The sequence below is a fragment of the Microcoleus sp. N3A4 genome (genome assembly GCF_036701805.1).
Classification (GTDB): Bacteria; Cyanobacteriota; Cyanobacteriia; order Cyanobacteriales; family Microcoleaceae; genus Microcoleus.
In genome coordinates this window covers 1-9,910 of the sequence record NZ_JAUBRJ010000039.1, presented here as the reverse complement: position 1 = coordinate 9,910, position 9,910 = coordinate 1, and the positions used below count along the sequence as shown (strand labels likewise).

Below are 9,910 nucleotides of genomic sequence, written 5' to 3'. Positions count from 1 at the left end.
CAACTAATAGAATCCCGGCAACGGGACTGAAACCAGACTCCATTACAGTAGATAACTCCTGTAGTAATCTTTCAACTAATAGAATCCCGGCAACGGGACTGAAACGATAGTTAACAACCTGGCGCGGAATTGTCATATCAGCAAGAACTTTCAACTAATAGAATCCCGGCAACGGGACTGAAACAGTTCCAGTTGGCGATAAATTTGATATTCGGGTAGTCTTTCAACTAATAGAATCCCGGCAACGGGACTGAAACTCTAATCCTTTGGGGTTAATACCTCCTGGCTGCGGTGCTTTCAACTAATAGAATCCCGGCAACGGGACTGAAACAATTTTTTATTGAGCCAACAAAACAATTCGGCTAAACTTTCAACTAATAGAATCCCGGCAACGGGACTGAAACGCTCTAGAAGGATAAGGCACGGAAGCACCAAAAACTAACTTTCAACTAATAGAATCCCGGCAACGGGACTGAAACTTTTTTGGGCTGCTGCCAAAAAGTCCGCCGGCCGCACTTTCAACTAATAGAATCCCGGCAACGGGACTGAAACTTTTCTCTTGATACTTGTGGGCTGGCTAGTTGATCTACTTTCAACTAATAGAATCCCGGCAACGGGACTGAAACCACTGTCCGCCGATCGCCTCAGTTATCGCCTATCGCAACTTTCAACTAATAGAATCCCGGCAACGGGACTGAAACGTAACTGGCAGCCGTTGCCGATCCAGTAAGTCAACCGCTTTCAACTAATAGAATCCCGGCAACGGGACTGAAACTTGACACTTGCGGGGTTTTTGATGCGGATGTGCGTGCTTTCAACTAATAGAATCCCGGCAACGGGACTGAAACCCTGCCCAAAAACCGTTAATAGCGGTCTAGCCCGAAGCTTTCAACTAATAGAATCCCGGCAACGGGACTGAAACAATACCGCCCAGTCTTTAACGGTTAACTGCTTGCTTCTTTCAACTAATAGAATCCCGGCAACGGGACTGAAACTTATCTAGAGGTGCAATGCCGTTAGCAACCCCGATCGCGCTGCTTTCAACTAATAGAATCCCGGCAACGGGACTGAAACATGTACATAACGCTGAAAGATATACAGGGCAAGGCTTTCAACTAATAGAATCCCGGCAACGGGACTGAAACTTTTTCTTTTTATCCCCTGGCAAGCGCTCTCGCTCCACTTTCAACTAATAGAATCCCGGCAACGGGACTGAAACAAATACCTGCAATAATCACAAGACCAGTTCGGAACTTTCAACTAATAGAATCCCGGCAACGGGACTGAAACCTTGCTCCTGATGGTCAGGTTTTCCCTCTCCGCCAATGCTTTCAACTAATAGAATCCCGGCAACGGGACTGAAACCCAAACTGGTTCAGCCATCAAAGAACCGTGCTGCCACCTGGCTTTCAACTAATAGAATCCCGGCAACGGGACTGAAACTCCCCGGTCGTAACCGCTTCCGCTGTAATCGCTGGGCTTTCAACTAATAGAATCCCGGCAACGGGACTGAAACTCGAGTTAGGCAGTGTCCTATGTGTCAGTTTGCTAGGCTTTCAACTAATAGAATCCCGGCAACGGGACTGAAACACAACTGTGGGCTTGAGAATGGAGAAAAGTTACCTTGGACAGAACTTTCAACTAATAGAATCCCGGCAACGGGACTGAAACCAATCTTTATCAACCCAGCAACTAAGGATTCATATTTGCTTTCAACTAATAGAATCCCGGCAACGGGACTGAAACCCGGTGGTTGAGTGAACTAGATTCCGGCTTCGACTACGCTCAGCCCACGCATCTCCCGCTGGTTGAGCGTAGTCGAAAGCAAGAACATCAAATTATTTTCCCACACCAGCCGGCTGTTGACGGTTTCGCACTTCCAGAAAAATCAACAAAGCATTAACATCAGCCGGATTCACCCCGCCAATTCTCGCCGCTTGGCCAATAGTCAGCGGTTTCACCTTAGCCAACTTTTCCCGCGACTCTTTCGAGAGAGTTGTAATTGCCATATAATCCAAATCTGCAGGCAATTGTCGGCGTTCGTGTTTGGCAATGTCATCAATTTGATTTTGCTGTCTTTGCAAGTAGCCGGAATATTTGATGTCAATTTCTGCACCATCTTTCTCAGCCAACTTCAGACTAGAATTGCCTAAATTGTAGCGTTCCAAATCAACATAATGAAAACCAGGACGGCGCAGCAAATCAGCCAGAGTTATTGAACCTTTAATCGCTTGTTGGGTGTCGGCAAAAATTGCCTTGCCAACTTCCTCGTGTTCTTTGACCCGCGTCGAGTACAAGCGTTCCTTCTCTGCCACAATATTAGCTTGTTTGCGATCGAACAACTCCCAGCGCCGATCGCCAATCAAACCAATTTCCCGTCCCAGGGTCGTCAAGCGTTGATCCGCATTGTCCGATCGCAATAATAGCCGGTATTCCGATCGCGAAGTCAACATCCGGTAAGGTTCCCGCAAATCCTTCGTACACAAATCATCAATCAAAGTCCCGATATAACTTTGCTCGCGAGGAAACACAATCATCTCCTGATTTTTCGCAAACCTAGCCGCATTAATCCCCGCCACAATCCCCTGTGCGGCCGCCTCCTCATATCCAGTCGTACCGTTCACCTGACCCGCGCAAAACAGCCCTTCAATCTTCTTCGTCATCAGCGTTGGAAAGCACTGAGTTGCAGGCAAATAATCGTACTCAACAGCATAAGCCGGACGCATCATCTCGCACTTTTCCAAACCAGGAAGAGTCCGCAGCATTTGCAATTGCAAACTTTCCGGTAAACCAGTCGAAAAACCTTGAATGTAAAGTTCAGGAATATCTCTCCCTTCCGGTTCAATAAAAATTTGGTGACTTTCCTTATCCGCAAACCGCACAATCTTATCTTCAATACTCGGACAATAGCGCGGCCCCTTCGCATCAACCCAGCCGCCGTAGACTGGAGAAAGGTGCAAATTGTCTCTAATTAATTGATGAGTTGCTGGCGTAGTTCGAGTCAAATAACAAGGCATTTGTTCCCGTTCGACCCAAACTTCTGGATCGAAACTAAACCAGCGAACCTCTGCATCTCCCGGCTGCGGTTCCAGGTTGGTGTAATCGAGAGTACGTTTGTCTACTCTTGCCGGAGTTCCAGTTTTCAACCTGCCAGTTTCAAAGCCCAAACGGTTGAGAGTTTCCGTCAAACCAACGGCGGCAAATTCTCCGGCGCGTCCGGCGGGCATTGACTTGTTCCCTACCCAAATTGTGCCGCCCAAAAAAGTGCCTGTGGTCAGAATTACAGCTTTGCATTCAAAGGCGACGCCGAAGTATGTTTCGACTCCGATAACTTCTTCGTTTTTGCCCAAAACTAAGTCTGTAACCATCGCTTCGCGGATGGTCAAATTCTCTTGATTTTCAACAATATTATTCATCACAGCGGCGTATTCCCGCTTGTCGGTTTGTGCTCTGAGCGCCCAAACTGCGGGGCCTCTCGAAGCGTTGAGGACGCGCTTTTGCAAATAAGTGCGATCGGCCATTTTGCCAATTTCCCCGCCTAACGCATCAACTTCGTTAGTAAGTTGGGTTTTAGCCGGGCCGCCGACAGCCGGATTGCAAGGTTGCCACGCAATTTTGTCGAGGTTGAGGGTGAGGAGAAGGGTGCGACAGCCGAGGCGAGAAGTGGCGAGGGCGGCTTCGCAGCCGGAGTGTCCGCCACCAACTACGATGATGTCGAAACTGTCTTGGAATTGTACTGGTGTTTGTGCGGTCATTCGATTTTAGATTTTAGATTTTAGATTTTAGATTGAATAATAGACATCTGGCAAAATTAGGTTTTAGTTGCGTCAATTAAAACTCTTCCTCTCCATTAGTGTAGCTGCTTTCTTCCAACATCGATGTTAATCCAGTAATTTTTACGGGGGGTCGATCTTTGAATTCTACGACAAATGACAACTCCCCACCCATTGCCGCGATATAACTTTGCAAAGTAGATACCAACAAATCCGCACGGCGTTCGAGTCGCGAGACATTTTCTTGACGCATATTTAATAATTCTGCCATGCGAATCTGAGTAAATTTCCTTGCTTTTCGTAAGTCTTGCAAGGTCATTTCTTCAGCCATTAATTCAACCGATCGCTTTTCGACTATTGCTTGTTGTTCGGGAGGCAAATTCTCCATAATAGTCTTCAGGCTAATTGTCATCTGTTTCTGGCTCCATTAACTTATTCAAATGGCCGGCAAATCTACTATCGGCTATCTTAATTAGTTGCTTGTAAAATCGCTTCTCACTACTACCAGTGTGAGTTTTGCTAAAAGCTCTAATCTGACATCAGTGGGGAATTCGGTAAACTCTGAGTAAAAATCAAAGTGAAACTCAATGTTCCATGTCATTTGGATCGATTATGCCTTACATAGCATAATTATAGGCAATAGTCGATCGAATAACAATATTTATCTGCACCCTTCGCACCTCGAAGCGGTTCAATCAGTCGGTACTTTTCCTGTTTTGCGCTATGTTAAACAAAAAAATCTCAACAAGCGTACACAACAAATGAAATATTTTTTCTTATCCGACGGCTGGAAAGTCGGGCGCGTCTGGGGAGTCGGCGGCGAGTGGACTCACGCCGCCTGGAGGCGATCGCCGGACATCCAACAGCTCAACCTCTGTCTTTGCGATCGCAACGAAAAAATGTGGCTCTACCGCGTAGAAGACGCCGTACTCATGGTAGAAGTTAAACCCACAGACCTCGCAGACAATAACGATCCTGCCAAAAACATCGGCAACGTCGTGCTGACCAGACTCATCGATGCCGAGCAAGTCCTCGAACGCCTCGGGACGATCGCCGCCCGCTGCGAAACGGGCCACGCGCAACTAATGTAATGTCGAACATATTGCAATCGGTTCTAACACTCGATACACTTCTTTAAATAACTTTCATTTTTATGCTTCCACCTTGAAAGGTAGAGGGCATTCGGCAAAAAGCAAAATTTAAAGCCCGCAGGTAACTGCTCGGGATTCAGAATCTGACTTTGCCGTCAAAATAGACATCATCACTTACACCTTGGAGAACCGCAGTCAATGGGACTACCCTGGTATCGCGTACACACAGTCGTCTTAAATGACCCAGGCCGATTGATTTCTGTACACTTAATGCACACCGCCCTCGTGGCAGGTTGGGCCGGCTCAATGGCCCTTTATGAACTAGCAGTTTTTGACCCCACAGACCCTGTTCTGAACCCGATGTGGCGTCAAGGGATGTTCGTGCTCCCCTTCATGACCCGCTTGGGAGTAACTGGCTCTTGGGGCGGTTGGAGCATCACCGGCGAAGGTAACGTCGATCCGGGCTTCTGGTCTTTTGAAGGCGTCGCCGTCGCTCACATCATCCTCTCGGGCCTGCTGTTCTTAGCAGCAGTCTGGCACTGGGTATTTTGGGACTTAGAACTTTTCAGAGACTCTCGCACCGGCGAACCAGCCCTCGACTTGCCAAAAATGTTTGGCATTCACCTGTTCCTCTCCGGCTTGCTCTGCTTCGGCTTCGGCGCATTTCACCTTTCTGGACTTTTCGGCCCGGGAATGTGGGTGTCCGACCCCTACGGCCTGACCGGTCACGTCCAGCCAGTGGCGCCTGCTTGGGGCCCTGAAGGCTTCGATCCGTTCAATCCGGGCGGCATCGTCGCTCACCACATTGCAGCGGGCGTAGTCGGCGTAATTGCCGGTTTGTTTCACTTGACAGTGCGGCCCCCCGAACGGCTTTACAAAGCCCTGCGGATGGGGAATATCGAAACTGTACTTTCTAGCAGTATCGCTGCCGTGTTCTTTGCAGCTTTTGTGGTTGCGGGTACGATGTGGTACGGTTCTGCTGCTACTCCGATCGAACTTTTTGGCCCGACTCGCTATCAGTGGGACGGAAACTATTTCCAACAAGAAATCGATCGCCGAGCTCAAGCTAGTTTGGCCTCCGGCGCTAGCATCCAATCGGCTTACGAGCAAATTCCAGAAAAATTGGCTTTCTACGACTACGTGGGCAACTCTCCAGCTAAAGGCGGTTTGTTCCGCGCCGGCGCGATGGTTAATGGCGACGGTATTGCTAAATCTTGGCTGGGCCATCCGGTATTTACTGACAGCGAAGGTCGGGAATTGTCGGTTCGCCGCCTCCCCAACTTCTTTGAAACTTTCCCAGTGATTTTGACGGACAAAGATGGGGTCGTTCGCGCTGACATCCCCTTCCGCCGTGCTGAGTCAAAATACAGCTTTGAACAAAGCGGAGTTACCGTCAGCTTCTACGGCGGCGAACTTGACGGTCAAACCTTTAATAATCCTCTAGATGTTAAGAAGTTTGCTCGCGCTGCCCAAAAGGGTGAAGTATTTGATTTCGATCGCGAAACCTTGAATTCTGACGGGGTTTACCGCACTTCGACTCGCGGTTGGTTCACTTTCGGACACACTTGCTTTGCTTTGCTGTTCTTCTTCGGCCATATCTGGCACGGTTCTCGGACTATTTTCCGCGACGTGTTTGCTGGAGTTGAGTCCGACCTGGAAGAACAAGTCGAGTGGGGCCTGTTCCAAAAGGTGGGCGACTTGACCACAAGAAGAGAAGAATCTATCTAGATTTCTCCAGCCTCCGGGTAGGCGAGAAACTTCCCCGGTGCACAAAAACCCGGTTTCTTCAAGAAACCGGGTTTTTTTAGTTAAGAATAAAACCAGCAATTAAGATAAAATAATACGGCAAGGGAAGATAGGGAAAATTTAACATGGAAAGTGTTGCTTACATTTTGATTCTGGCTTTAGCCTTAGGCGTACTATTTTTTGCGATCGCCTTTCGGGAACCTCCCCGGATTGGCAAATAATTAGCTATACGCCTGCAGCAAGTCCACAATATCCTGAACCGGACTGCCGTGTGCCCGCATCATAGCGATCCTCTTCGAGGGCTGCGCGATCGAATTTGGAAGATCGAATTTGGTGCGGGACTATTTCACCGCTGTTTGCTAAGTCATTTTTCTAGTCCAGCCATTCATCAAACCCCGCGCTGTTAGATGAATGGCAATTTGCTGGCAATGCCTGTTAAAATCAGCAATCATGCGCTGTTCCTCCTGCCAACACACAAATAGCCGCGTTCTCGAATCGCGCTCAGCCGAATCCGGTCAAAGCATCCGTCGGCGGCGCGAGTGTTTGAACTGCCAGCACCGCTTCACAACTTACGAACGCATAGAATTTGTGCCGATTACGGTGATCAAGCGGGACGGCAAGCGCGAATCTTTTGACAGGTCAAAATTAGTCAGGGGACTGATTCGGGCCTGCGAAAAAACCGGTTTGTCTTCCGGGCATCTCGAAACCCTGGCAGAAGAAATCGAGGCCCAACTCCAAGGTCGATCGCTCCGAGAACTCGCCAGCTCTGAAATTGGGGAACTGGTGCTGTTGCACCTGCGGCCGCTCAGCGAAGTAGCTTACGTCCGTTTCGCCTCCGTATACCGCCAATTTCGAGGCATCCGAGACTTTGTAGATACTCTAAATCACCTTCAGAATCCGCTCAGCGAAACTGGAGATCCAGAAACTAAGCCAGATTTTGACGCAGATTCGCAGCCGGATGCAGTCGATCGAGAAAGCCCCGCATCCTGTGCTACACCCAGCTAAACTCGCTTAAATTAATTTAAAAGCAGCAGGCTGGTAAGTCGATTTTAGATTTTAGATTTAAGATTTTAGATTTTAGATTTACTCCACAGATAAATCTGCGAGCTTGAACAAGAGTCTAAAATTTCGATCTCTCCACGACAGGAGTCGCAGACTGGTATCCGTTTTTGGGTCGGGTAAGTTATAGAAATATTTGGGGAGATTGAAAACCCTGTCCGTTTAAGCCCCGGATTCCAAGCGACGGATCGGCAGCTCGCCGAAGCTCTCAAGGAACGAAGAGTGCCCTGTTCTTTTTTCTGGGTCTTTGTGCCAGGTGTGCTATGATCGTCATCGGTCTAAAATAGAGTATAACTAAACAACGTAAAAACTTAACTCGATCGGTTAAGCGATCCGTCACACCGAGAGGTGTTGCAGTTTAGGAAAGCTCGCATTTGAACAAAACCTAACTACAGGTGAAGAACTAATTAAATACGGTAAGACATACCGGAATTTAGGCTTCTGGAAAAACCGACCTCTACTTAAACAGGAGAAATCCTGTCGCAAGCGGCCTCGGCTCGTTCAATGAAGAATCTCAGTTTCTTTAGACCTGAGAGTGTCAATGGACTCTGAATGTTAAGATTAAACATTTTAACGTACAGTTTCAAGTAATAGCAGTGGCAAGCCCGGATGTGCAATTGCACAGGGAAAAAGTTAGCAAAAACTGACTTTAGTAAAAGATTTTGAAAGAAGTTAACCGCTTTTTCACCAAAATCTCTAATATCTGCCGGCACAAACGAAAAACATGAAGGAGAGAAATCCTAGGAAACTATTCGCATGGTCAATCTCAAAACCACAGTCAAAGACATCGGCTTTACTCACGAAGATTTTGCAGCCCTACTTGATAAATATGACTATCACTTTAGCCCGGGCGATGTAGTAGCGGGTACAGTTTTTAGTATAGAACCCAGGGGCGCTCTGATTGATATCGGTGCTAAAACAGCAGCGTACATTCCCATTCAGGAAATGTCCATCAATCGAGTGGAAAGCCCAGAAGAGGTATTGCAATCAAACGAAACCAGAGAATTTTTCATCCTCACCGATGAAAATGAAGACGGACAATTAACCCTGTCCATCCGGCGCATCGAGTATATGCGGGCCTGGGAAAGAGTGCGACAACTGCAAGCAGAAGATGCCACAGTACGATCGCAAGTATTTGCCACCAACCGCGGCGGCGCACTCGTGAGAATAGAAGGCTTGCGAGGCTTTATTCCCGGTTCTCACATCAGCACCCGCAAACCGAAGGAAGAATTAGTCGCCGAAGAATTACCATTAAAATTCTTAGAGGTAGACGAAGACCGCAACCGCCTAGTATTGAGCCACCGTCGCGCCTTAGTCGAGCGCAAGATGAACCGCCTCGAAGTTGGGGAAGTGGTCATCGGTACAGTACGCGGTATCAAGCCTTACGGTGCCTTTATCGACATCGGCGGCGTCAGCGGCTTGCTGCACATCTCGGAAATTTCGCACGATCACATCGATACGCCTCACAGCGTCTTCAATGTCAACGACGAAGTGAAAGTGATGATCATTGACTTGGATGCTGAGAGGGGCCGGATTTCTCTCTCCACCAAGCAGTTGGAACCGGAACCGGGCGCGATGGTCAAAAATCGCGAATTGGTGTACGAAAAAGCTGAGGAAATGGCAGCTAAGTTCCGGGAGAAAATGCTCGCTCAAAAGCAAGCTAAAGCAGGCATAGACATTCCTGTAGATTCGATCGATGTTGATGATGAACTCTCCGACGAAATACTCGAAGACGTGCCCTCAGCAATGGAAGAGGATCTGCCAGAAGTAGCACCCGAAGCAGCAGCACCCGAAGCAGCAGCACCCGAAGCAGCAGCACCTGAAGCAGCAGCACCTGAAGCAGCGGCACCTGAAGCAGCAGCACCTGAAGCAGCAGCACCTGAAGCAGCAGCACCTGAAGCAGCAGCACCTGAAGCAGTATTAGATGTAGTAGAGGAAGAAATCCCTCCTGCGACGGTAGAATAACATCGCAGTCACTGTTTCTAAAAGAGGGAAATTTCCCTCTTTTTTTTTGCCTTAAACGTCCCAATTACCAATCATCAATTACCAATTAATACCAATTCCCAAAAGTAGGGACACGACAATTGAAAAGTAGGGACACGACAATGCCGTGTCCCTACGGTTCGCTGTTAATAATTGGGATAAGCGATCGCTCTTTGAATTAATATAGCGGTTCTCAAGTAAGTGAGGTACGTAGTCGATGCTCTAGCCCTCTTAATTGTGCTTATGTAGCTTGCGTGA

General features: G+C 48.1%; 7 protein-coding genes and 1 CRISPR repeat array. Of the genes, 5 read left to right on the top strand and 2 right to left on the bottom strand.

What is annotated here, in order from left to right; translation table 11 throughout:
• Positions 1-68 precede the first annotated feature (68 nt).
• A CRISPR array of direct repeats spans positions 69-1,746; the repeat unit is 37 nt; unit sequence CTTTCAACTAATAGAATCCCGGCAACGGGACTGAAAC.
• Positions 1,747-1,838: 92 nt separating this feature from the next.
• Together mnmG and QUA56_RS21445 are read right to left on the bottom strand one after the other, a co-directional pair.
• A complete protein-coding gene (gene mnmG, locus QUA56_RS21450) occupies positions 1,839-3,755 on the bottom strand; it encodes a tRNA uridine-5-carboxymethylaminomethyl(34) synthesis enzyme MnmG (protein ID WP_333361264.1) in 1,917 nt (638 codons plus the stop codon).
• A 76-nt stretch (positions 3,756-3,831) separates the two neighbouring features.
• Complete coding sequence (locus QUA56_RS21445) at positions 3,832-4,185, bottom strand: transcriptional regulator (protein WP_333361262.1); 354 nt, start codon at positions 4,183-4,185, stop codon at positions 3,832-3,834.
• Between the two features lie 349 nt (positions 4,186-4,534).
• Between QUA56_RS21445 and QUA56_RS21440 the strand changes: the two genes are divergently transcribed.
• From QUA56_RS21440 to QUA56_RS21420, 5 genes are all read left to right on the top strand, one after another.
• On the top strand, positions 4,535-4,864 hold the full coding sequence (locus tag QUA56_RS21440; RefSeq protein ID WP_333361355.1) for a hypothetical protein: 330 nt from the start codon (positions 4,535-4,537) through the stop codon (positions 4,862-4,864).
• Between the two features lie 198 nt (positions 4,865-5,062).
• Positions 5,063-6,592, top strand: coding sequence for a photosystem II chlorophyll-binding protein CP47 (gene psbB, locus QUA56_RS21435; RefSeq protein ID WP_333361260.1), 1,530 nt, complete (start codon positions 5,063-5,065; stop codon positions 6,590-6,592).
• A gap of 143 nt (positions 6,593-6,735) precedes the next feature.
• Positions 6,736-6,831, top strand: a complete 96-nt coding sequence (locus QUA56_RS21430) for a photosystem II reaction center protein T (protein ID WP_083622085.1) — start codon at positions 6,736-6,738, stop codon at positions 6,829-6,831.
• Positions 6,832-7,060: 229 nt separating this feature from the next.
• Positions 7,061-7,615, top strand: coding sequence for a transcriptional regulator NrdR (nrdR, locus tag QUA56_RS21425; RefSeq protein WP_333361258.1), 555 nt, complete (start codon positions 7,061-7,063; stop codon positions 7,613-7,615).
• A gap of 810 nt (positions 7,616-8,425) precedes the next feature.
• Complete coding sequence (locus QUA56_RS21420) at positions 8,426-9,634, top strand: 30S ribosomal protein S1 (protein ID WP_333361256.1); 1,209 nt, start codon at positions 8,426-8,428, stop codon at positions 9,632-9,634.
• The last annotated feature ends 276 nt before the right edge of the window (positions 9,635-9,910 follow it).

Excerpts from the sequence above, each read along its gene's own strand:
- mnmG (WP_333361264.1), bottom strand. The coding sequence starts at position 3,755 with ATGACCGCACAAACACCAGTACAATTCCAAGACAGTTTCGACATCATC.
- QUA56_RS21445 (WP_333361262.1), bottom strand. The coding sequence starts at position 4,185 with ATGACAATTAGCCTGAAGACTATTATGGAGAATTTGCCTCCCGAACAA.
- QUA56_RS21440 (WP_333361355.1), top strand. The coding sequence starts at position 4,535 with ATGAAATATTTTTTCTTATCCGACGGCTGGAAAGTCGGGCGCGTCTGG.
- psbB (WP_333361260.1), top strand. The coding sequence starts at position 5,063 with ATGGGACTACCCTGGTATCGCGTACACACAGTCGTCTTAAATGACCCA.
- QUA56_RS21430 (WP_083622085.1), top strand. The coding sequence starts at position 6,736 with ATGGAAAGTGTTGCTTACATTTTGATTCTGGCTTTAGCCTTAGGCGTA.
- nrdR (WP_333361258.1), top strand. The coding sequence starts at position 7,061 with ATGCGCTGTTCCTCCTGCCAACACACAAATAGCCGCGTTCTCGAATCG.
- QUA56_RS21420 (WP_333361256.1), top strand. The coding sequence starts at position 8,426 with ATGGTCAATCTCAAAACCACAGTCAAAGACATCGGCTTTACTCACGAA.